The 21,613-nt window shown below is 70.1% G+C and carries 18 protein-coding genes and 2 pseudogenes; 12 read left to right on the top strand and 8 right to left on the bottom strand.

Annotated features, from left to right (window positions below; genetic code table 11):
• Positions 1-89: 89 nt before the first annotated feature.
• The 7 genes and pseudogenes from ACFJIT_RS01300 to ACFJIT_RS01270 all read left to right on the top strand — a co-directional run bounded on the left by ACFJIT_RS01300 (position 90) and on the right by ACFJIT_RS01270 (position 8,273).
• A complete protein-coding gene (locus tag ACFJIT_RS01300; RefSeq protein WP_379654776.1) occupies positions 90-2,324 on the top strand; it encodes a penicillin acylase family protein in 2,235 nt (744 codons plus the stop codon).
• A 67-nt stretch (positions 2,325-2,391) separates the two neighbouring features.
• Positions 2,392-4,005, top strand: coding sequence for an alpha/beta hydrolase (locus ACFJIT_RS01295; RefSeq protein WP_379654775.1), 1,614 nt, complete (start codon positions 2,392-2,394; stop codon positions 4,003-4,005).
• A gap of 193 nt (positions 4,006-4,198) precedes the next feature.
• Positions 4,199-5,815 carry an alpha/beta hydrolase gene (locus ACFJIT_RS01290; RefSeq protein ID WP_379654774.1) on the top strand — a complete coding sequence of 539 codons (1,617 nt, stop codon included), beginning with the start codon at positions 4,199-4,201 and terminating at the stop codon, positions 5,813-5,815.
• A 124-nt stretch (positions 5,816-5,939) separates the two neighbouring features.
• The gene (locus ACFJIT_RS01285; RefSeq protein ID WP_379654773.1) at positions 5,940-6,530 is read left to right on the top strand and encodes an NADPH-dependent FMN reductase; all 591 of its coding nucleotides are present in this window, start codon (positions 5,940-5,942) and stop codon (positions 6,528-6,530) included.
• 37 nt (positions 6,531-6,567) lie between these two features.
• Positions 6,568-6,744 (top strand): annotated as a pseudogene (locus tag ACFJIT_RS01280) (RCC1-like domain-containing protein); the annotation flags it as partial.
• Positions 6,745-6,962: 218 nt separating this feature from the next.
• Positions 6,963-7,754, top strand: a complete 792-nt coding sequence (locus ACFJIT_RS01275; RefSeq protein ID WP_379654772.1) for an RCC1 domain-containing protein — start codon at positions 6,963-6,965, stop codon at positions 7,752-7,754.
• Positions 7,755-7,838: 84 nt separating this feature from the next.
• Positions 7,839-8,273, top strand: coding sequence for a DUF3597 domain-containing protein (locus ACFJIT_RS01270; RefSeq protein ID WP_379654771.1), 435 nt, complete (start codon positions 7,839-7,841; stop codon positions 8,271-8,273).
• A gap of 80 nt (positions 8,274-8,353) precedes the next feature.
• On the opposite strand, the gene ACFJIT_RS01265 is transcribed toward ACFJIT_RS01270, so the two are convergent.
• Positions 8,354-9,310 (bottom strand): amidohydrolase family protein, encoded by a 957-nt coding sequence (locus ACFJIT_RS01265; protein WP_379654770.1) that lies wholly within the window; start codon positions 9,308-9,310, stop codon positions 8,354-8,356.
• 316 nt (positions 9,311-9,626) lie between these two features.
• Between ACFJIT_RS01265 and ACFJIT_RS01260 the strand changes: the two genes are divergently transcribed.
• Together ACFJIT_RS01260 and ACFJIT_RS01255 are read left to right on the top strand one after the other, a co-directional pair.
• The gene (locus ACFJIT_RS01260; protein WP_379654769.1) at positions 9,627-9,980 is read left to right on the top strand and encodes a DUF3147 family protein; all 354 of its coding nucleotides are present in this window, start codon (positions 9,627-9,629) and stop codon (positions 9,978-9,980) included.
• Between the two features lie 173 nt (positions 9,981-10,153).
• Positions 10,154-10,951, top strand: coding sequence for a hypothetical protein (locus ACFJIT_RS01255; protein ID WP_286575446.1), 798 nt, complete (start codon positions 10,154-10,156; stop codon positions 10,949-10,951).
• Positions 10,952-11,015: 64 nt separating this feature from the next.
• Here ACFJIT_RS01255 and ACFJIT_RS01250 read toward each other — a convergent pair whose 3' ends face one another.
• The 3 genes from ACFJIT_RS01250 to ACFJIT_RS01240 all read right to left on the bottom strand — a co-directional run bounded on the left by ACFJIT_RS01250 (position 11,016) and on the right by ACFJIT_RS01240 (position 14,606).
• The gene (locus ACFJIT_RS01250) at positions 11,016-12,218 is read right to left on the bottom strand and encodes a DUF1501 domain-containing protein (protein WP_379654768.1); all 1,203 of its coding nucleotides are present in this window, start codon (positions 12,216-12,218) and stop codon (positions 11,016-11,018) included.
• Between the two features lie 29 nt (positions 12,219-12,247).
• A complete protein-coding gene (locus tag ACFJIT_RS01245; protein WP_379654767.1) occupies positions 12,248-13,828 on the bottom strand; it encodes a DUF1800 domain-containing protein in 1,581 nt (526 codons plus the stop codon).
• A gap of 316 nt (positions 13,829-14,144) precedes the next feature.
• The gene (locus ACFJIT_RS01240; protein WP_130528251.1) at positions 14,145-14,606 is read right to left on the bottom strand and encodes a YbaK/EbsC family protein; all 462 of its coding nucleotides are present in this window, start codon (positions 14,604-14,606) and stop codon (positions 14,145-14,147) included.
• Between the two features lie 142 nt (positions 14,607-14,748).
• Between ACFJIT_RS01240 and ACFJIT_RS01235 the strand changes: the two are divergent.
• Positions 14,749-15,280, top strand: a pseudogene (locus ACFJIT_RS01235) (GNAT family N-acetyltransferase).
• Positions 15,281-15,477: 197 nt separating this feature from the next.
• Positions 15,478-16,695 (top strand): hypothetical protein, encoded by a 1,218-nt coding sequence (locus ACFJIT_RS01230; RefSeq protein WP_379654766.1) that lies wholly within the window; start codon positions 15,478-15,480, stop codon positions 16,693-16,695.
• Positions 16,696-16,788: 93 nt separating this feature from the next.
• Here ACFJIT_RS01230 and ACFJIT_RS01225 read toward each other — a convergent pair whose 3' ends face one another.
• The 3 genes from ACFJIT_RS01225 to ACFJIT_RS01215 all read right to left on the bottom strand — a co-directional run bounded on the left by ACFJIT_RS01225 (position 16,789) and on the right by ACFJIT_RS01215 (position 18,594).
• Positions 16,789-17,286, bottom strand: a complete 498-nt coding sequence (locus tag ACFJIT_RS01225; protein WP_379654765.1) for a TspO/MBR family protein — start codon at positions 17,284-17,286, stop codon at positions 16,789-16,791.
• A gap of 106 nt (positions 17,287-17,392) precedes the next feature.
• Complete coding sequence (locus ACFJIT_RS01220; protein WP_379654764.1) at positions 17,393-17,812, bottom strand: hypothetical protein; 420 nt, start codon at positions 17,810-17,812, stop codon at positions 17,393-17,395.
• Between the two features lie 134 nt (positions 17,813-17,946).
• Positions 17,947-18,594: a dihydrofolate reductase family protein gene (locus tag ACFJIT_RS01215; protein ID WP_379654763.1), complete on the bottom strand. Its 648-nt coding sequence runs from the start codon at positions 18,592-18,594 to the stop codon at positions 17,947-17,949.
• Between the two features lie 471 nt (positions 18,595-19,065).
• Here ACFJIT_RS01215 and ACFJIT_RS01210 point away from each other — a divergent pair, with 471 nt between their 5' ends.
• A complete protein-coding gene (locus ACFJIT_RS01210; protein ID WP_379654762.1) occupies positions 19,066-20,346 on the top strand; it encodes a carbohydrate porin in 1,281 nt (426 codons plus the stop codon).
• A 543-nt stretch (positions 20,347-20,889) separates the two neighbouring features.
• Here the strand turns inward: ACFJIT_RS01210 and ACFJIT_RS01205 are convergent.
• Positions 20,890-21,342 (bottom strand): hypothetical protein, encoded by a 453-nt coding sequence (locus ACFJIT_RS01205; RefSeq protein WP_379654761.1) that lies wholly within the window; start codon positions 21,340-21,342, stop codon positions 20,890-20,892.
• Between the last annotated feature and the right edge of the window lie 271 nt (positions 21,343-21,613).

The following is a 21,613-nucleotide window of genomic DNA, read 5'->3' as shown; positions in this document are numbered from 1 at the left end:
TAGGGAGTTTGTCCGTGGCGCAAGGTTTGCGGCGGCGCGGGGCGGGGTGGGAGCGCTAGGATGCGGGGCCACCCCACCACGCCGCCGCCATGCCCTTGCCCCGCTCGATCCGCAGGCCCCGATACGCCCTCGTCCTGACCGCCAGCCTGCTCGCTTCAGGGCTGGCGGCGTCCACCGCCCTGGCCGCGCCCGATGCAGGCGAACGCGCCCGCTGGCAGCAGCATGCCGCGCAGGTGGAGATCACCCGCGACACCTGGGGCATCGCCCACGTGCACGGCAAGACCGATGCCGACGCGGTGTTCGGCATGATCTACGCGCAGGCCGAGGACGACTTCAACCGCATCGAGACCAACTACCTGGTCAACCTGGGCCGGCTGGCTGAGGTCGAAGGCGAGACGATGCTGTGGCAGGACCTGCGCCAGCGGCTCTACTACGATCCGGCGCGACTGCAGGCCGACTACCAGGCCAGCCCGGCCTGGCTGCAGACGCTGATGCAAGCCTGGGCCGACGGGCTCAACGCCTACCTGGCCGCGCACCCGCAGGTGAAGCCGCGGCTGTTGACCCACTTCGAGCCGTGGATGGCGCTGAGCTTCAGCGAAGGCAGCATCGGCGGCGACATCGAGCGGATCGCGCTGAGCCAGCTGCAGGCCTTCCACGAGCGCAAGCCGGTGGCGATGACGCTGCTGGAACGCGAACCGCAGCTGCGCCTGCCCAGCGGCTCCAACGGCATCGCCATCGCGCCCTCGCACAGCGCCGACGGGCGCGCGCTGCTGCTGATCAATCCGCACACCAGCTACTTCTTCCGCTCCGAGCTGCAGATGCGCAGCGACGAGGGGCTGAACGCCTATGGCGCGGTGACCTGGGGGCAGTTCTTCGTCTATCAGGGCTTCAACCGTCATGCCGGCTGGATGCACACCAGCAGCGGCGTGGACAACGTCGACGAGTTCGTCGAGACGCTGGCGCCCTGCGCCGACGGCAGCCCCTGCTACCGGGATGGCCAGACGCTGCGGCCGCTGCAGCAGCGCCAGGTCACCCTGTCCTACCGCACCGCGGCCGGCGGCCAGGCGCAGCGCAGCTTCACCGTCTGGGCCACGCACCACGGGCCGATCGTGCGCGCGCAGGACGCCACGCACTGGGTGGCCTTCGCCATGATGGACCGGCCGGTGGCGGCGCTGCAGCAGTCGTTCCTGCGCACCAAGGCGGGCGGCTTCGCCGACTTCATGAAGGTCGCCGCGCTGCAGGCCAACTCGTCCAACGACACGCTCTATGCCGATGCCGATGGCACCACGGCCTATCTGCATCCGCAGTTCGTGCCGATCCGCCATGCGCACGTGGACTACCGCAAGCCGGTGGACGGCAGCGACCCGGCCACCGCCTGGGACGGCCTGCATGCGCTGGACACGCTGCCGCAGGTGGTCAACCCGCGCAACGGCTGGGTCTACAACTCCAACAACTGGCCGTGGAGCGCGGCCGGCGCCGACAGCCCCAACGCCAACGATTTCCCGCGCTACATGGACCAGGCCGGCGAGAACGCGCGCGCGCCGCATGCCATCGCCGTGCTCAGCGCGCGGCCGACCTTCACCCCGCAGCAGCTGATCGAGGCGGCCTACGACCCGTGGCTGCCGGCCTTCGACACGCTGCTGCCGCTGCTGCAGCACGACTACGCCGGCCTGCCCGACGGCGATGCGCGCAAGGCCGCCCTCGCCGGCCCCATGGCCGCGCTGGCCGGCTGGGACCGTCGCTGGGGACTGGACTCGGTGCCGACCACGCTGGCGGTGACCTGGGCCGATGCGCTGCTCAAGGAGATCACCCCGCTGGCGCGCGAACGCGATCGCGGCGGCGTCGATGCGATGGCCACCCTGGCCACGCCCGAACAGCGCCTGGCGGTGCTGCAGGCCGTGGTCGACCAGCTGCAGCGCGACTTCGGCCGCTGGCAGGTGCCCTGGGGCGAGATCAACCGTTACCAGCGCAACGATGGCGCCATCGTGCAGACCTTCGACGATGCCAAGCCGAGCCTGCCGGTGCCGTTCACGACCTCGCGCTGGGGTTCGCTGGCCAGCGCCGAGTCGCGCACCTATCCCGGCACGCGCCTGCGCTACACCACCTCGGGCAACAGCTTCGTGGCGGTGGTGGCCTTCGGCGCCGACGGGCCGCAGGCCTGGGCGGTGAGCGTGGGCGGGGAAAGCGGCGATCCGGCCTCGCCCCACTTCGCCGACCAGGCCCCGCTGCATACCACCGGCCGGCTGCGGCCGGTGTGGTTCACCGAGGCCGATGTCGCCGCTCATGCCGAACGCCGCTATCGTCCCGAGGTGCCGCAGGGCTGAGCTGCGCGCGGCACGCCCGCACTGCCTTCGTTGGAAAGCTCGCCACCTTCAACCCTAGGGGATCTTCATGCTGCACCGTCTTGCAGTCGCCGGCTCGCTGGCGCTGGCTTTCAGTGCCTGTGCGCCTGGTACACAGGCGCGCGATGCGTCGGCGGACACGCCGGCACCGCACCGCTTCGTCCGTATCACCCTGCCGGCCGGCGCGGCGCCGACCTCGGGCCGGCTGCTGGTGTTCGCCAGCGACCCCGCCTCGGTGCGAGCCGCGTCCAGGAACGGCCAGATCACCGCGGTCGACGGCAATCCGTCCGCGCCGCATTCGGTGTTCATCGCCGCGCAGGAAGTGACGCACCTGGAAGGCGGCGGCAGCGTGGACATGGATCTGGACCAGATCGCCTTCCCGGCGCCGTTCTCCACCCTGTCCGGCGACTACCTCGTGCAGGCCGTGCTGGATGTCGACCACAGCTACAACTACACCGGCCGCAGCGGCGGCGATCTGATCAGCGCGGTCACGCCGGTGAAGCTGACCCAGGGCAAGCCCTTGCCCAGCCTGTCGCTGGCGCAGACGGTGCCGCACACTTCCGACCCCTGGGCACTGTCGCCGCGCCTGCCCGAGGCCGCGCGCGCCGCGCTGCCGCAGGCCAGGGCGCACAGCTTCGACGCCTCGATGACCAGCCCGGTGCTGAGCGCCTTCTGGGGCCGCGACATCCGGCTGCGCGCCCGCGTACTGGTGCCGCCCGGCTACGACGCCGACGCCGCCATGCGCTATCCCACCGTGTACGTGACCCACGGCTTCACCGGCAACTACGACGCCTTCGCCGACAGCATCGTGACCACCTGGGACGCGATGGCGCGCCAGCAGATGCCGGCGATGATCTGGGTCTATCTGGAAGAAGCCGTCCCCAGCGGCACGCACGAGTTCGCCGACTCGGTCAACAACGGTCCATGGGGCACGGCGCTGACCGAGGAACTCATCCCCGCGCTGGAAAAGCAGTACCGCATGGACGCCAAGCCCTCCGGCCGCTTCCTCACCGGTCACTCGTCCGGCGGCTGGGCCACGCTGTGGCTGCAGACGCGTTATCCGAAGCTGTTCGGCGGCACCTGGTCGACCTCGCCGGACCCCACCGACTTCCACGACTTCACCGGCGTGGATCTCTATGCCCCGAACGCCAACATGTATCGCCTGCCCAATGGCAGCGTGGCCCCGATGGCGCGCGAGGCGGGCAAGGTCGTGGCGACGGCCGAGGATCTGATCAAGATCGAGCGCGTGCTGGGTCCCTACGGCGGGCAGCTGGCCTCTTACGAATCGGTGTTCTCCCCGCGTGGCGTCGATGGCGCGCCGATGCCGCTGTTCGACCGCGACACCGGCCAGGTCGATCCCAAGGTCGCCGCGTACTGGACGGCGCACTACGACATCGCCGCGCGCCTGGCCGCGCAGTGGCCGCAGCTGGCGCCCGACCTGGACGGCAAGATCCACGTGATCGTCGGCACCGCCGACACGTTCTACCTGGACGGCCCGACACGCAGGCTCAAGGCGGTGCTGGATCGCCTGCACGCCAAGAGCGATGTCCGTTTCCGCGAAGGCCGCACCCACTTCGACCTGTACCAGGACGGCGAAGACGAGGACGCCCTGCTCAAGCAGATGACCCGGGAAATGTACGCGGTGGCCCGGCCGGGCCAGTAGGCCGCCAGCGCGCGACGATGGCACGCCACCGGCCGGCTGCGGCCAGTGCGGTGCACCGGGGCCGACGTCGCCGCGCACGCCGAACGCCGAACGCCGAACGCCGCGATCGTCCCGAGATGGCGCAGGGCTGAGCGATGGACGAAACACCTACACTGCGCATCTCGAGCGCGCGTCATCCAACCTGGGGGCTTCCATGCTGCACCGTCTTGTAACCGCCACCGCCCTGGCGCTGGCCTTCAGTGCCTATGGGCCGTCCCTGCAGGCGCAGGCTGCATCGGCGACGACGCCCGCGCCGCATCGCTTCGTCCAGGTGACGCTGCCGGCCGGTGCCGCGCCGACCTCCGGGCGGCTGTTGGTGTTCGCCACCGAGGCCAAGGCGGCGCAAGCCGCCGCCAAGGACGGGCAGGTCACCTCGATCGACACCAGCCCGTTCTCGCCCAAGTCGGTGTCCATCGCCGCGCAGGAGGTGACGCATCTGGAAGGGGGCGCAAGCGTGCAGGTGGACCTGGACCAGATCGCCTTCCCGGCGCCGTTCTCCACGCTGGCCGATGGCGACTACCTCGTGCAGGCCGTGCTGGATGTCGACCACAGCTACAACTACACCGGCCGCAACGGCGGCGACCTGGTCAGCGCCGTCACGCCGGTGACGCTGGGCAAGGGCAAGCCGCTGCCGAGTCTGTCGCTGACGCAGACGCTGCCGACCAAGTCCGACCCGTGGGCGCTGTCGCCGCGCGTTCCCGAGGCGGTGCGCGCCGCGCTGCCGCAAGCCAAGGCGCACAGCTTCGACGCTTCGATGACCAGCCCGGCGCTGAGCGCCTTCTGGGGCCGCGACATCCAGTTGCGCGCCCGCGTACTGGTGCCCCCCGGCTACGACGCCAAGGCGGCCACGCGCTATCCCACCGTGTATGTGACCCATGGCTTCACCGGCGACTACGACAGCTTCGCCGGTAGCATCGTGACCACCTGGGACGCCATGGCGCGCCAACAGATGCCGGCGATGATCTGGGTGTTCCTGGATCAGGCCACGCCGACCGGCACGCATGAGTTCGCCGACTCGGTCAACAACGGCCCGTGGGGCACGGCCCTGACCGAGGAACTCATCCCGGCGCTGGAAAAGCAGTACCGCATGGACGGCAAGCCCTCCGGCCGCTTCCTCACCGGGCACTCGTCCGGTGGCTGGGCCACGCTGTGGCTGCAGACGCGCTACCCGAAACTGTTCGGCGGCACCTGGTCGACCTCGCCGGATCCGAGCGACTTCCACGACTTCACCGGCGTGGATCTCTACGCGCCGAACGCCAACATGTACCGCCGGCCCGACGGCAGCGCCGTGCCGCTGGTGCGCGATGCGGGCAATGTCATCGCCACCGCGGAGACCTTCATCAAGCTCGAACGCGTGCTGGGTCCGTACGGCGGGCAGATGGCCTCGTTCGAATGGGTGTTCTCGCCGCGCGGCGTCGACGGCGCACCGATGCCGATGTTCGACCGCGACACCGGCCAGGTCGACCCCAAGGTCGTGGCCTACTGGAAAGCGCATTACGACATCGCCGCACGCGTGGCCGCGCAGTGGCCGCAACTGAGGCCCGACCTGGACGGCAAGATCCACGTGATCGTCGGCACCGCCGACACGTTCTATCTGGACGGCGCGGCGCACAAGTTCCAGGCCGTGCTCGACGGTCTGCACGCCAGGAGCGACTTCCGTTTCCTGGACGGCCGCACCCACTTCGACCTGTACAAGCAGGGCGAGGACAACAACGCCCTGCTGAAGCAGATCGCCAGGGAAATGTACGCGGTGGCGCGGCCGGGCAAGTAGGCCGCCAGCGCTAGACGATGGCGCGGGCGCGCGGCGCGCCATCGGTCCTCCGGCGATGGCGTGCACGGGACATTGCCGCGTGAGCGGTGATGATCGCTCTCCCCATTGCCAGCAGGCCGCGCCCATGTCCGACCGTATCCTCGTGTTCTATGGTTCCTATCGCAGCGACCGCATGGGCATCCGCCTGGCCGAGTACGCGGTGCGCACGCTCAACGCGCGTGGTGCGCAGGCCGAGCTGATCGATGCCAAGGCGGTCGATCTGCCGATGCTGGACCGCATGTACAAGGAATATCCCAAGGGCGAGGCGCCGCCGGCGATGGAGGCGCTGGCCGAGAAGATCCGCACGGCCGATGGTTTCGTGTTCGTCACCGGCGAGTACAACTGGGGCCTGCAGCCGGGGCTGAAGAACCTCACCGACCATTTCCTCGAGGAATGGTTCTGGCGCCCGGCCGGCATCGTCAGCTACTCGGCCGGCCGCCTGTCCGGCGCGCACGCCAGTTTCGCCTGGCACGGCACGCTCACGGAGATGGGCATGGTGGTGATCTCCAGCACCGTCACCGTCGGTCCGATCGGCAAGACGCTGGATGCGGACGGCCAGCCGATCGAGGAGGCCGGCAAGTCGCTGGAAAGGAGCTTCGCGCGCTTCGCCGACGATCTGGCCTGGTGGACCGAGGCCGCGCGCACCCAGCGCGCCAGACACAAGCCGCCGTACTGACCACGTCCCCTGCAGGCCCCCTTTTGCGTGTTCTGGCATGTCCTGCCTGCTGGAATCCGCCATGCGCGCCCTCCTGGTCCTGGTCCTGTGCCTGCTCCTGTTCCCCCTGCTCTCCGCCTCCGCGGCCGAGCCACGGATCGTCCAGCTCAGCGGCTCGGACGGGACCATGCTCGCGCTACGCGAGGACGGCACGGTCGTGGGCTGGGGCGAGTTCAAGGACGGGCAACTGGGGGCCAATCCGCACCAGTACGGCAGCACGCGCTGGGCGCGTCCGACGGCGATTGCGCTGCCGGCCCGCATCCGTGAGATCGCCGGCGGCGGCGAGAACGGCTATGCGCTGACCGAGGACGGCCGTGTCGCTGGCCGGGGGGCGCGGGCGTGGGGCTGGGCGGCGGGACCGGCAGCGGCGTTGTCCAGGTATCGCTGCTTCCGGTGCGCCACCTCTATGGCCGGGAAGGCACCGCCATCGCCCTGCTCGAAGACGGCACGCTGCGCGCCTGGGGCCGGCGCGAAGAAGGCAAGATCGGCGACGGCCTGGCCAACAAGCGCTGGGGCGAGGCCAGCCCGCCCGCGCTGACGCCGGTGCGCGTACCCGGCGCCACCGACATCACCCAGGTCGCAATGGGCTTGACGCACACGCTGGCGCTGCGCCGCGACGGCACGGTGCTGTCCTGGGGCAGCAACCGCTATGGGCAGTTGGGCCGGCAGCCGGTGCAGGAGCCCGCGCTGGACCTGCCCGCCGCCGTCGATGGTCTGAACGAGGTGGTCGCGATCGCCGCCGGCGCCTACACCTCGATGGCCATCCGGCGCGACGGCACGCTGCTCGCGTGGGGCAGCCGCGGCAACTACATGCTCGGCGACGGGCTCCGGGACGATCCGCCGGAGCGCTTCTCCGTGACGCCACTGCCGGTGCCCGGCGTGCGGGGACCCAAGGCGGTGCAGCTGTCCATGTACAACGCCATCGCCCAGTTCGAGGACGGCAGCGCGATGGGCTGGGGCAATACCGACTGGGGCAGCCTGGGCCTGGGCCAGAAGACCGGCTACGTGAAGCAGCCCAAGCGCCTGACCGTGCGCGACATCGCCCTGGTGTTCTCGCTGCATTACGGCACCTATCTGGTCAAGCGCGATGGCAGCACCTGGTACGCCGGCCATGGTGGCAAGGACGAATGGCAGTCCCCGGTGCTCACCCAGGCCACCTTCGTGCCGATCTCGCTGGCCCCGTAACGCGGCCGACGCGGCGGCTTCATCCGATCTGAGCGACCGGGCCGCTAGCCTCCCCGTTCCACCGTCATACAAGGAGACATCGCGATGGGCCTCTTCTCCAGCATCGTCAACAAGATCTTCGGCCACGCCTCGCCGCAGGCCACCACCGCGGCCACGCCGAGCGCCACGGCCAAGCCCGAAGTGGTCATCGTCGACGGCAGCGAAGCCACCGCCGGCATCGCCCCGCCCGCACGGACGCCTGCGCCCGCGACGCCGGCCGAGCCGGTCGATGTCGCCGCCGTGTTGACCGACATCGCCGCGCGCAAGGGCGGCAAGAGCGACTGGCAGCACTCCATCGTCGACCTGCTCAAGCTGCTCGACCTGGACTCCAGCCTGACCGCCCGCAAGGAGCTGGCCGAAGAGCTGAACGTCCACGCCGGCGAGGCCGGCAGCGCCGAGCAGAACATCGCCCTGCACAAGGCGGTGATGAAGAAGCTGGCCGAGAACGGCGGCAAGGTGCCGGCCGAGCTGAGAGACTGATCCCGCACCGGGCCGCCTGCGGGCGGCCTCGCACGCCTCGAACCGCGCGCCATCCCTGCGATGGCGCGCGGTTTTTTCGTTCAGATCGTCCGCGACGCCGGCGCCGGCTGGCGCTCCAGGCGCAGGAAGCGCGCGGCGTTGTTGTAGAAGATGTCGCGCTTCTGGCCGTCGTCCAGGAATGGCGCGCGGCGCACGGTGTCGATGGACGCGCCGATCGAGGCAGGCCAGGCCGGGCTGCCCGAGCCGAACATCACCTGGTCGCCCAGGCCGGCCTCGAGGATCGCCTGCAGGTCGCGATAGAACGCCGGGCGTTCCTGACCGGCGACCAGCTGGCCCACGTCCAGGTACACCTGCGGATGGGCATCGAGCACGGCCAGCAGGGCCTCGGAGAGCGGCTGCGCCCCGTGCACCGGGTCCAGGCGCAGCTGCGGATGCCGCGCCAGCAGGCGCTGCAAGGCCTCCAACTCGGCGCCGGTCGCGGCGTGGCTGGCCGCGGCGCCGTCCTGGCGGCCCAGGTGCAGACCGACTGGCAGGTCCACGCGCGTGGCCAGCTGCCACAGCGGTTCCATGCGCGGATCGTCCAGCGCCATCTCTGCCGCCGGGCGGCGCAGGCCGAGCAGGGTCAGCTGGCCGCTGGCGCGCAGCGCCTGGACCCGCGCCTCGGTCGCCGCGTCGATGCGCAGCGGGTCCAGCGCCAGGTGGCCGGGCGCGCGCGCTTCGGACGCCGGCATGGCCTGGCCGCCGTCCTGCACGGCGGCCAGGCCGATCACGTTATAGCGGCGCAGCTGGGCCTGGGTATGCCAGTGCACGGCGGCGGCATCGGGCGCCGCACAGCTCCCGCCCGTTTCGAGACAGGGCGCAGGCGCGGCGCCCGGCGCCGGCAGGGCGTGCAGGTGCATGTCGAGGATCAGCGGCCCGCGCTCGGGCTCGGCCACGGCCACCCAGGCCATGCTGGCCACCAGCAGGCACAGCAGCCCTGGCATCAGCAGACGGCCCTGCAGGACGCTCAGGACGAGCATCAGGATTCGAAGTTGCATACGCGTTTCCCCAAACGGTAGGCACGGGCGCCCCGGGAGGGGTCGCAAAGGCGCCAGGCTTCCCAGTCAACGTGGACTGCGGAGCGCGCCGGACAGCCTCCGGCGCAGGGGGCTAGTCTAGAACGGTCCGCAGGCCTTCGTCGTTTCTGCGGAAGCGGAAAGCCGGCGCCTGGCGCGCTGGAAGGCCAAAGTCCCTGGATTCCCGCGTTCGCGGGAATGACGGTGGAGGGATTTCAGCGTCGGTCGGTGACGCGCGTCGTCTGCGCCCGGAGCGCGCCTTAGACTGCCTCGCCCCTCTCCCAAACGAACGCTGCTTATGCCCTGGCTCATCGCCAAGTACGCCGTCACCGCGCTGATCGTCGTGGTCGTGTCCGAAGCGGCCAAGCGCAGCGACCGGCTCGGCGGCCTGCTCGCCGCGCTGCCGCTGGTCACGCTGCTGGCTCTGGTCTGGCTGCAGCTGGAGCGACAGCCGGCGGAGAAGATCGCCAACCACGCCTGGTACACCTTCTGGTACGTGGTGCCGACGCTGCCGATGTTCCTCGCCTTCCCCCTGCTGCTGCCGCGGCTGGGCTTCTGGTGGACGCTGGGCGCCAGCGCGGCGCTGACCGTGGTGTGCTTCTGGCTGTTCGCCCTGGTGGTGCGGCCGTTCGGGATCCAGCTGCTGCCGTAAGCAAGGCCCGCAATCCGCCCTGCTCACGCTTGTGCAGGTCTGCTCACAAGACCTAACGCTCCAACGCATCCAAACACTTGCTCACGCCGGTGCCACGGGTGGTTAACGGCGCGGCTTGCACCGTCGTTCCCACAGCAACGGCCGCACGTCGCGGCCGGACACGGGAGATGCAAGTGAGCAAGGCCAATGACAAGTACGACCCGACCGTCGATGAGACCGTCGCCAATCCGAACCGCGATCCCATCACCGGCACGCCCGGCGCGCATCCGGTCGGCGTGGGCGTTGGTGGCGTGGTCGGTGGCGCCGCGGTCGGCGCGGCGGCCGGTTCGGTCTTGGGACCGATCGGCACCCTGATCGGCGCTGCGGTGGGCGTGGTCGCCGGTGGCGCCGTCGGCAAGGGCGTGGCCGAGAAGCTCGACCCGACCGTCGAGGCAGACTACTGGCGCGCCGCGCACAAGCACCGCCCCTACTACGATCCGGCCAAGGACTTCGATCGCGACTACGCCAGCGTCTACGGCTACGGCCTGCAGGCGCGCGAGGCCGAGCCCGGCCGCAGCTGGGAGGAACGCGAGGCCGAGCTGGAACGCGAATGGCCGCGCAACCGCGGCACCTCCACGCTGGAATGGGAGCAGGCCCGCCCCGCCGCGCGCGATGCCTGGGAGCGCGCCGACCGCAGCCATTTGGCCTATGCCGACAGCGACGAGCGCTTCCGCACGCACTTCGAACGTGCGCCGTATCGCGGCCCGGAGCACCAGTACGAGGACTTCGTGCCGGCCTACCGCTATGGCACGCGCTCGCGTTTCAGCAGCGACTTCGGCGGGCGCATGTGGGACGACACCGTCGCCGACGAGCTGCGCCTGGGCTGGAACAGCGCGCGCGGCAGCTCGCGCCTGGACTGGGACGAGGCCAAGGGCGCGGTGCGCGATGCCTATCTGTCCGACGAGCCCTTCGACGGCGGACGCCGCGGCTGAGTCCAATCCGACACACTGAAGACACGACAGGGCGCCGCGTGGCGCCCTGTCGCTTTGTCGCAACTCACACCAGCTGCAGATCCTTCGGCTTGGCGCCGGGGAAGACCTGCTCGAGCTGGGTGCCGCTCAAGCCCCACATGCGCTGCAGCAGGCCGCCGAACAGCTCGCGGTAATTGGTCAGCACCGGATAGTCGCGGTTCTGCAGCAGGTTGGCCTGCGCCACGTCCACCTGCGGCCCGGCGATGCGCCCGCCTTTGACGCCGCCGCCCAGCACCCAGTACGTGGTGCCGTGACCATGGTCGGTGCCCTTGTCGCCGTTCTCGCGGAAGGTGCGGCCGAACTCGCTCAGCACCACCACCACCGTGTCGTTCCAGTCGTCGCCCAGCGCATCGGCATAGGCCGCCAGGCCCTGGCCGAGGTTCTTGAGGTTGTTGGCCAGCTGGCCATCGGTGCTGCCCTGGTTGACGTGCGTGTCCCAGCCGCCGACATCGACGAAGCCCAGCCGGTACTTGTCGCGCATCAGCACGGCCATGCGCCGGGTCTCGTCGGCGAAGCTGCGCGCGCTGGCGGCGCCGCGGCTGGCCTGCATCATCTCCTGCTGCAGCGCCTGGCTGACCTGCTGGCGCAGGGCCAGGCCATCGCGCGCCGCGCTGGCCAACTGCGTGCCCTGGTACATGCCGGCCAGGATGTCGGACTGGCGCGGGTCGAACACCGGCTTGGCATCGTTGCGCAGCGACAGGTTGGGGATCTCGCCGGCGCCCTGGAAACTCAGCGGCAGCGAGTCGGTGAAGGCGATCGCCGGCACGCCGGTCATCACCGCCGACAGCCGCGCCAGGAAGCCGGAGCGGTAGTCGTGGCGGTCGGCGCCGGCCTCGCCCGATTCGATGTCGTCCTGGGTCTCGAAGTGACTGCGCGACAGGTCGTCGGTGCCGGCGAACGGCACGAACGCCAGCTGCTTCCTCTGCCACAGCGGCAGCAGGCTGTCGCGCAGCACCGGGTTGAGGCCCCAGTGCGCGTCCAGCGCGATGGCGCTCTTGTCGTTGGCCGGGTCGGGCCTGGCGATGGCCAGGGTGGGACGCGCGTCGTAGTAGAAATCGCTGGCCACCGGCACCAGCAGGTTGTTGCAGTCGTAGCCGCCGCGCAGGAAGACCACCAGCATCCGGCTGCGATCCTTCGGCGGAGCGGCGAACAGCCGCCCGGACCAGCCCAGGCTGCCGCTGGCGGCGGCGGTCAGTGCGCTGGCGATGAGGAAATCACGACGTTTCATGGGAACACCCTCGTGCAGGGATGTAGGGATCAGCGGTAGTTGAAGTCGGGAGACGCCAGCAGGAAGGCGTTCCACTCCTGCTGCGAACGTGCCTTGGCCAGCGCCTCGCGCGTGGCCGGCGCCAGCGTCGGCTCGATCGCGGCATAGAACAGCCGCGAGGCCGGCATCGGGAAGCCGCCCTGCTGCTCGGCCTTGCCATCGGCCTTGGCCGGCGTGAACAGCCGCGCATCGCCACCACCGATGGCGCGGGCGATCTCGAAGCGCTTGGCCATCTGGCCCGAGCTGTTCCACGCGTCGGAGGCCAGCGGCCAGCCGTCGGGCGTGATCCGGCCGAAGCTCTGCTCGCCCAGCTGCCCCAGCCAGCCCACCAGCGGCGCCGGGTTGGCGATCACCTGGCCGTCGTAGGCGAAGCGGATCGAGGACACCAGGTAGCGGTACGGATCCTTGAACTTGCGCTGGCCGGCATCGGCGAACTCGCGCGAGCTCACCATCACCTCCATCACTTTGGCGATGTCGCCATCGCTGCGCAGGAAGGCCTTGGCCATCCTGTCCACCAGCGCCGGCGGCGGTGTATCGGCGACGAAGTACTGCGCCAGCTGGCTGGAGATGAAGTGCGCGCACGCCGGCTGGCGGGTGATCAGCTCCACCGCGCTGCGCACCTCGTCGAAGCCGCCGCCGGCGATGCGCTGGCCCAGCAGGGTCTTGTCGCCCTCCTGATGGCGCGCCGGGTTGAACTCGAACGCGCCCTCGCGCAGGTACTGGGCCTGCTGGGCCGGCTTGAGCTTGGGAGGGCCGTCGCGATCGGGCGGCGCGATGCCCACGCCGGTCAGCACCAGCGCCAGCTGCTGCACATCGTGCTGGGTATAGCCGGCGTCCACGCCGAGCGTGTGCAGCTCCATCAGCTCGCGCGCGTAGTTCTCGTTGACCTTGCCCTTGGCGTTCTGCGCGTTGTCCAGGTAGTCCAGCATGGCCGGGCTCTTGAGCGTGGCCAGCACCAGGTCGGAGAAGTGACCCAGCGCGTTGGGGCGGATGGCCCGATCGACGTAGTCGCCCAGCACCCAACCCACGCGCGCCTTGTCGGCCTGCACGCTGAAGTGGTTGAGCCAGAACCACACCAGCTGCTCGCGCAGCTGATCCGGGTCGTAGACCGCACGCAGCAGCTCGGCCTGGCGCACCTGCTGCACGTTCTGGTTCTTCTGTTCCTGCAGCGCCTTCTTCGCGGCGGCCTTGGCGTCGCCGTCGGGCATGGCGTTGATCTCCTTCTGCCGCGCCGCCAGCTGCGTCAGCGCCGCCGGCGCCGACACGTTCAGACCTTCGTAGCTCTGCAGCTGCGCCTGCACCGCCGTCGGCAGATTGGTATCGCCCGCATCGGGATGCAGCTGCGCGCGCAGGTAGTCGCGCTGGCCCTGCTGGCCGAGTGCGGCCACGCTCGCGCTGTCCAGGCCGAACTGCACCCGCTCCAGCCAGCGCAGCTGGTCCGGGGTCGGGCTGGCATCGCGCGCGGCGGCCGGCAGCGCGCACAGGCCGGCCGCGGCCAACAGGCCAAGTGACAACGCGCTTCGACGCGCACGGGAGAGCAGAGCATCAGACGGGGTTGCAGGCGGGTGCATCGACCACCTCCGGGCGTTGCGGGCCATGTGCGCCGCGTGAAAACCCTAGCCCTGGCGTCTTGCACGCGGGTTAAGCAATTGTCGGAATGCGACCGCGCGGGGGGCACGGATTCAGACGTGGCGCGATGTGGCGCCGCGTGGCAACGGACGTCGCCTGGGAGGCCGCGAAACGCGGCGTTGGCGGATGCTGCGACCGTGCCACGGTTGGCGTCCGAAGGGAAGCCAGCGCCGGAAGCGCATGCCATGGCCATGCGCTCGGGAGGCGACGACGCGGTTCGCGCCAACGCGCCTCAACGCACCGTGGCGACTGCCGCGCTCAGGCCTTGCCTACATCCACCCACTGCGCCTGCACCAGTTCGGCCAGGCGCGTCGGCGCCAGGCAGACGGCGCTGTTGGGCGAGCCGGCGGCCGGATACACCAAGGCATGCGCCTGCAGGGAGACATCGCAGCAGATGCGCGCCGGTCCGGCCAGGCCGAACGGGCACACACCGCCGACCGGATGCCCGGTCAGCGCCAGGGTCTGCTCCGGCGGCAGCATGCGCGGCTTGGTGCCGAAGGCGGCCTTGAACTTCTGGTTGTCCAGCCGCGCATCGCCGGCCATGACCAGCAGCAACAGCGCATCGTCCAGCCCCAAGGCGAGGGTCTTGGCGATCTGCCCCGGCGTCACGCCCAGCGCTTCGGCGGCCATCGCCACGGTGGCCGTGCTCTGCGCGTGTTCGATCACCTCCACCTCGGGCGCGTGCTGCTGAAAGAAGGCGCGGACGGAGGCGATCGACACGGCGTGCTCCTTGAAGGCAGGAAGGAAGGCGGGCTTCGCGGCGGGCACCGGGACACGATGACGCCGACGCCTTATTCTGCCTGCCTGCGCCGCCGTTGCGCGAAGCCACGCGCGGCCGCCGTTCCCTCGCCCAGAGAGCCCCATGTCCGCCCACACCCTCGTGCGCTGCACGCACGACCAGCACGCCGCCGCGATCCTGGACATCTTCAACGATGCCATCCTCCACTCCACCGCGCTGTACGAGTACGCGGTGCGCACGCCGGCGACGATGACGGCCTGGTTCAAGGCCAAGGGCGATGGCGGTTTCCCGGTGATCGGCGTGGAGGACGCGCACGGCAAGCTGCTGGCCTTCGGCAGCTACGGCACCTTCCGCGCGTTCCCGGCCTACAAGTATTCGGTCGAGCACTCGGTGTACGTGCATCCCGACCACCGCGGCCAGGGCCTCGGGCGGGTGGTGGTGCAGGCGCTGATCGAGGCCGCACGCGCGCAGGGCCTGCACGCGATGATCGGCGGCATCGACGCCAGCAACACCGCCAGCGTGACCCTGCACGAACGCCTCGGGCTTCCGCCATGTCGGCACGCTGCCTCAGGTGGGCTTCAAGTTCGGCCGCTGGCTGGATTTGGCCTTCTACCAGTTGCTGCTGGAAACACCCGCGCAGCCGGTCGACGGCTGAGCGCGCTCCCAATGCCGGCGGCGCGACGGACCCCTACGCAGCCAGGCCTGGCAGTAAGGCCGGATCCACCGACCTGATCACGAGCGGCGCGCCCACCTTTGGTGCGCCCCCGGCGAACCGGCGCGTGATGCGTGCCGCATGGCCTGTCCCCGCGCCGTTTTGCGCATTCCCGGGACACGCACGCCACCGGAACGCCCATGTCCAGCCACCGCCTCCTGCCCGCCGCCCTCGCCGCCTGCCTGCTGCTGACCCTGCCCACCCGCGCCGCCGCGCCGGCCGCACCGATCCAGGTCTTCATCGACGTGGACACCCACAGGATGGCCGGCATGCCCGACATGGGCGCGCTCGGACGCTTCGCCGGCATGCTGGGCGGCAAGCAGGACCTGGGCTATCCCGACGCGCGTTCGGCCGGGGCGAGTGGGCTGTACTTCGACATCGCCCTGCACAACACCCTGGCGCCCGGCCTGCCCGCGCAGCAGGCGATCCCGACCGGCCTGGGCCTGGGCGATGCCCTGCCGCTGCTGCCGCCCACGCGGGCCACCCTGCCCGAGTCGCAGGGCGGCCAGCAGGTGGAAGGCGCCGAGGTCCGCATGCTGGTGTACTGGGGCTGCGGCGCGGCTATCCGCCCCGGCCAGCCGCGCGTGATCCAGGTGCGCATGCGCAACGGCATGCCCGAGGCCAGCGGCACGATCGAGGCGCGCCGCGCGCCCGACCGCGACGTGCGGCCCGACCCCAGCTATGCGCTATGGCCCAACCAGAAGGCGCGCAAGCGCGCCGAGCGTGGCGCCTCGCTGCAGGGCGAGCACCGCATCACCGGCCAGGGCGTGCCGGAGTCGCTGAAGTTCACCCTGGGCCCGCAGGCCGACTTCATGCCCGACATCGCCCTGCAGCAGCAGGGCGCGCCGGCCGACGGCATCGTCCTGAGCTGGCAGCCGGTAGCGCGCGCCGGCGCCTACTTCATCAACGTCATGGCCAAGCAGGGCAACGACATGGTGCTGTGGAGCAGCGCGGAAGTGCCGGACATGGGCAGCGGACTGATGGACTTCCTGCCCGGCGGCAGCCTGGAGCGCTGGGTCAAGGAGAAGGTGCTGCTGGGCGCGGAGACCACGCGCTGCCAGATCCCCAAGGGCATCCTCAAGGACGGCGGCGAGACCGGCGCGGGGCTGCTGTCGATGATCGCCTACGGCCCCGAAACCAATCTGGTCTGGCCGCCCAGGCCGGCCGACCCCAAGCAGCCCTGGACGCCGGAGTGGAACGTGCGCGTGCGCACCAAGTCCACCGCCAGCGCCATGCTGGGCATGGACCTCAGCGGCGCGGGCCAGGACCCGCAGTCGCCGGCCAGCGACCCGAACCAGCCCGCGGAGAAGGAGAGCACCGGCAAGAAGCTGCTGCGCGGCCTGTTGAAGGGCCTCTGACGCCAGCGTCGAACCGACCAGCCGCGCACGCGGCGCGGCTGGCGGCATGACGGCCGATGCTGCGCTCGTTCGTTTCCCGACCGCCCGCTTCGCTCATCCCAGCGCCTGCGGGTTGAGCTGCCACACCGCGTAATTGAGCGCACTGGCGAAAGTGACCCACGCCAGATACGGCAGCAGCAGCAAGCCTGCCAGCGGCCGCGCACGCCAGAACATCACCACCGTGACCACGATCAGCACCCACAGCACGACGATGTCCAGCATCGCCGCCGCGCCCAGGTGCCAGCCGAAGAACAGCCAGCTCCATAGCGCATTGAGCGCCAGCTGCGCCACGAACACGGTCAGCGCCCGCCGCTGCGCGGCCCAGCCGCCGCGTCGCCAGACCAGCCACGCCGCGATGCCCATCAGCACATACAGCACGCTCCACACCGGCCCGAACACCGCCGCCGGCGGCGCCCAGGACGGCTGCGCCAGCGTGGCGTAGAACGTCGCCGCCTGCACCGACGCCGCAGCCCCGATGGCGCCGGCGACCAACACCAGCAGCAGCCAGCCGACCAGCCCCAGCGCCTGGCGCTTTCCGGAAACCCCTTGCATCCCACACCTCGTACGCGATCGATATCGCGCGGCACTCTAGCGGTGCGGCGGCGTAGGCCGTGTCACGACCGGCGATGCTCGGCAGCGCCGGATCGCGAGGGCAACCCTAGTCCGCATCGAGCTTGGCAAGCACTTCGCCCATCACCTGCCGGGTGACCTTCTCGGCCGAGTGGTAGCCGTGCAGCGCCGAGTTCTTCCACGACCCGCTCGCGATCAGCGTGCCGGAGGAGGCGTTGTAGATCTGGATATCCAGCGAACGCAGGTACATCGCCATGTCCCAGCGCCAATTGTCCGTATAGCGGACCACGACATCGGTGCCCGCTTCGCGCACTTCGGGTCCGGCCTTGACCTGGATCCCGTGCGCCATGAGCTCCTGCTGGACATGGGCATCCATATCCGCCGAGTTGCCGCCATGCAGAACCACATACGCCGACCTGACCACGGTCTGATGCCCTGGGTTCACCACCACGCGGTTGTGCGTCGCACAGCCGGCCAGCGTCGTCGCCACCGCAAGTACGGCGACCATCGTCCATCGATTCACGCGAGTCCCCTTTCGATGCCACGCTCCTGTGGCCGCTGGAGTCTGCGCGCTGCCGATCCGCAAGATCAACCTTTCGCCTGTCGACGGATCACCGCGCCGACCGGGCCGCGCTCTTGATGTCAGCCCCGCTCCAGCACCACATGCAGCGCCGCGTCCGAGGCGCGGAAGCTGGTGCAGCGATAACCGGACACCGTCAGGTCCACACCGTCGAACAGGCGCTCGCCCGAGCCCAGCAGCGTCGGCGCGATGGCCAGATGCAGCTGGTCGATCAAGCCGGCCTGCAGATACTGGCGAACGGTGTCGGCGCCGCCGCCGATGCGGATATCGCGCGGGCCGGCCGCCTCGCGCGCCAGGCGCAGCGCCTCATGGATGCCGCCGGTGACGAAGTGGAAGACCGTGCCGCCCTGCATCGGCAGGCTGGGCCGCGCGTGGTGAGTCAGCACGAACACCGGCACGTGGTGCGGCGGATCGTCGCCCCACCAGCCGCGCCAGTCCGCGTCGCCCCAGTCGCCACGGATGGGCCCGAACATGTTGCGCCCGATGATCCAGGCGCCGAGGTTTTCGAACCCGCGCGCGGCGATCTCGTCGTCCAGCCCCGTGCTGCCGCCTTCCTTGCCGAACAGCGTCTGCATGAAGGTACGCGTCCCCCGCAGCCACCGATGCAGATCCTGCGCGCCCTCGCCCATCGGCGCCTCCAGGCGCTGACCCGGCCCCGCGGCGAAGCCGTCCAGGGACAGGGTGAAACCTTCGACACGGACCTTCGACATCGCCAGCCTCCCAGACGCGCTAGAGGGAGCATCTTCCCTCAACCGCGCGCCGATGGCCCGCTGCGGTGCGCGAACCAGGCCACGGTGTGCCGCGACGCCGGCGGCGGATGCATTGGGTCCTGCTTTTACGCTTACGGTTCCGCGACGGGAATGGCCGGAAAAGCCGCAGCCTCCCTGTAAGTCGGCGCACGATCGTTGGCCCTTGCCTGCGGAAGTCGCTGGGTTCCCGCGTTCGCGGGAACGACGATTCGGGTCTTTCGGGGGCGTATCGGTGCGATGCCGCCGGTGAGCGGCGACGCCGGGACCACCTTTCCCAAGGTGGCGTCGCAGGAGCTTCAACGTCGATTGCCCCTCCAACGCAGCGCCATGGCGGCGCCGCGCTCCGAACGGCGTAACCCCAGAGGCCTCCCGGCACCGATGCGCCGTCACCGCGCGCGGTTTCCCCGACGCCACGCCCCGCGGACCCCATCCATGCATCGGCACTCCCCCGGCCGTTCCTGTTGTGCCCTGCTGTGCGCGCTGCTGATCTGCGCGCAGGCCCACGCCACCCCTGACCAGGCCGCCGCCATGACCGGCGACTGGGGCGGCGTGCGCCAGGACTGGGCCACGCGCGGTGTCGCGCCGCGCGGCGATTACATCGGCGAGGCCGTGGACGTCATCGACAACGGCGACGGGGCCAGCGGCGCGCGCTATGCGCAGCAGCTGCGCGTCGGCCTGGACCTGGCCATGGATCGGCTGGCCGGCTGGCGCGGCGGGGCGTTCCACCTCACGCTCAACGATCGCCGCGGCCGCAGCGCCTCGGCCGATCTGGTGGGCAACCGCTTCGCCCTGCAGCAGGTCTATGGCGGCACCTACACGCGGCTGAGCGAGGTCAGCTTCGACTACGGCTCCGCCGGCGGCGGCTATCTCAAGCTGGGCTTCTACGCGATGGGCAGCCACTTCGGGCTGCTGGCCGCGGGCAACAGCTTCCTCAACTCGGCGTTGTGCGCGCACCCGCTGTCGATGACCGGCAACAGCGGCTGGTACAACTACCCGGTGGCGCGCTGGGGCGCCGAGGCCGGCTGGCCGCTGGCCGCGCGCGTGGTCCTGCGCGGCGGCTGGTTCCAGGTCAATCCGCAGCTGCGCGGCAACAACGTGCACACCGCCTTCCGCCCCTTCGCCAGCGGCACGACCGGCTCGCTGTTCGTGCTCGAACTGGCCTGGACGCCGGGTGCTGGCGGCCCCCACGCCGGCAGCTACCAGGTCGGCGCCTACGCCGACACCTCCCGCGCCAGACGGCTGGGCACCGCGGCCAGCGTCAGCGGGCGCGACGGCGTGTGGCTGCTTGGCGAGCAGAAGCTCAGCGCCGAGACCGCCGACCCCACGCGCGGACTCACCGTCTTCGGCGAGTACATGCAGACCGACCAGGCGACTTCGCCCCTGCGGCACTGGCGCGTGGCGGGCCTCTACTACCAGGGCATCGGCACCCGCAGCCAGGACCGCCTGGCGCTGGGCTACGCCAGCGCCAAGGTCAACGGCGCCCTGCGCGCGGCGCAGCGCGTCGCACTGGCCGACACCGGCGTGCCCAGCGATTCACCGCTCTATCAGCTCACCGATGCCGAACGCCTGTACGAGCTGGCCTACACCGCCCAGCTCAGGCTCTGGCTGACGCTGCGCCCGGACCTGCAGTACATCGTCGATCCGGGCACCTTCAGCTACAGGCGCGCGGGTGATGCGCTGGCGGTGGGGCTGCAGGTCCGGACGACGTTTTAGGGCGCATCGAGGACGCCGAAGCGCGAACGGACAACCAGCTTTCGAAGATCCGTCATTCCCGCGAACGCGGGAATCCAGCGCCTTTGTGGCTCCCCCGCGAAAGTCCCTGGGTTCCCGCTTTCGCGGGAACGACGGTGGTGCGTGATGGGAGTGGCTCCAGATTCAACGCCTTCGGTAAGAGAAAAGCCCGTCATTCCCGCGCACGCGGGAATCCAGCGCCTTGGAGGCTCTCCCGCGAAAGTCCCTGGGTTCCCGCTTTCGCGGGAACGACGGTGGTGCGTGATGGGAGTGGCTCCAAATTCAACGCCTTCGGTAAGCCAAAAGTCCGTCATTCCCGCGCACGTGGGAATCCATGGACTTTGACGCTTCCGCGTGAGAGTCGCTGGGCTCGCTTTTGCGGGAACGACGGTGGTGAGTTACTTGCGTGGCTGCAGGTTCAAAGGCTTCGGCGATCTGACAGCGACAGCCGATGTCCAGTAGCGGAGCCTTTTGTGTGCCGACCTCGGCCACCGCGAGCCACCGCCAGCCGCACTCCGAACACCTTCACTCCGCAGCGTCACCACCGCCGGTATGCACCAGACTCTGGTGCAGCGCACGGGCCACCGCCAGATCCTCCTCATCGTCGAAGTACACCGCCATCTGCACCTGGCTGTCCCCGGCGAAGGCATGGCCGTAATAGCCCGGCCTGCGCGCATCGTCCGGGTCGTCCACTTCCTCGGCCAGGCGATAGGCGTAGAAGCGGATATCGCCGATCTGCGCCTGCTCGATGTCGTGCGCCTCCGGCGACTGATGCTGACGCACATCGTCCAGGCGCGCCTCGATACTGGCCCCGCCGTCGTTGTGCCAGATCGTCATCCACACCGTGACGCGCTCGTTCCACAGCACCAGGTCGCCGTCCTCGATGCGCCGGTTGTAGGGCGCGTCCAGCGTGATCGCCCAGTCCGGCGTGAGCGGGTAACGGCCTTCAACGACAGGGAAGTCGGGATGGAGGGGCATGGCAAAACCTTGGTTGGTGCGAACGATAGAAGACTAGCCTACCCGCCCGGCTGTGCTCGATGTCTGCAGAGCGAGCTGGCGAGCACGCGCGGCACGCGCGTACTGCTGCCCCCGGTAGGCCCATAGCGGGTCACGCCGTGTCAGCCGAAACGTCGGCAGGCGCGTCTTTCCGCAAGCACGGGCGCTGACCACGCGGCTCGGAACCCAGCCGCTGCACCATGCGCGAACGCAACGCGCAAACCCACTTCGCACCACGCCCAAGGCGACGACG

It is taken from the genome of Pseudoxanthomonas sp. UC19_8, assembly GCF_042700505.1.
Lineage (GTDB): Bacteria > Pseudomonadota > Gammaproteobacteria > Xanthomonadales > Xanthomonadaceae > Pseudoxanthomonas_A > Pseudoxanthomonas_A winnipegensis.
Note: the sequence above shows the minus strand (reverse complement) of the source record. Positions and strands in the feature narration are given on the sequence as shown.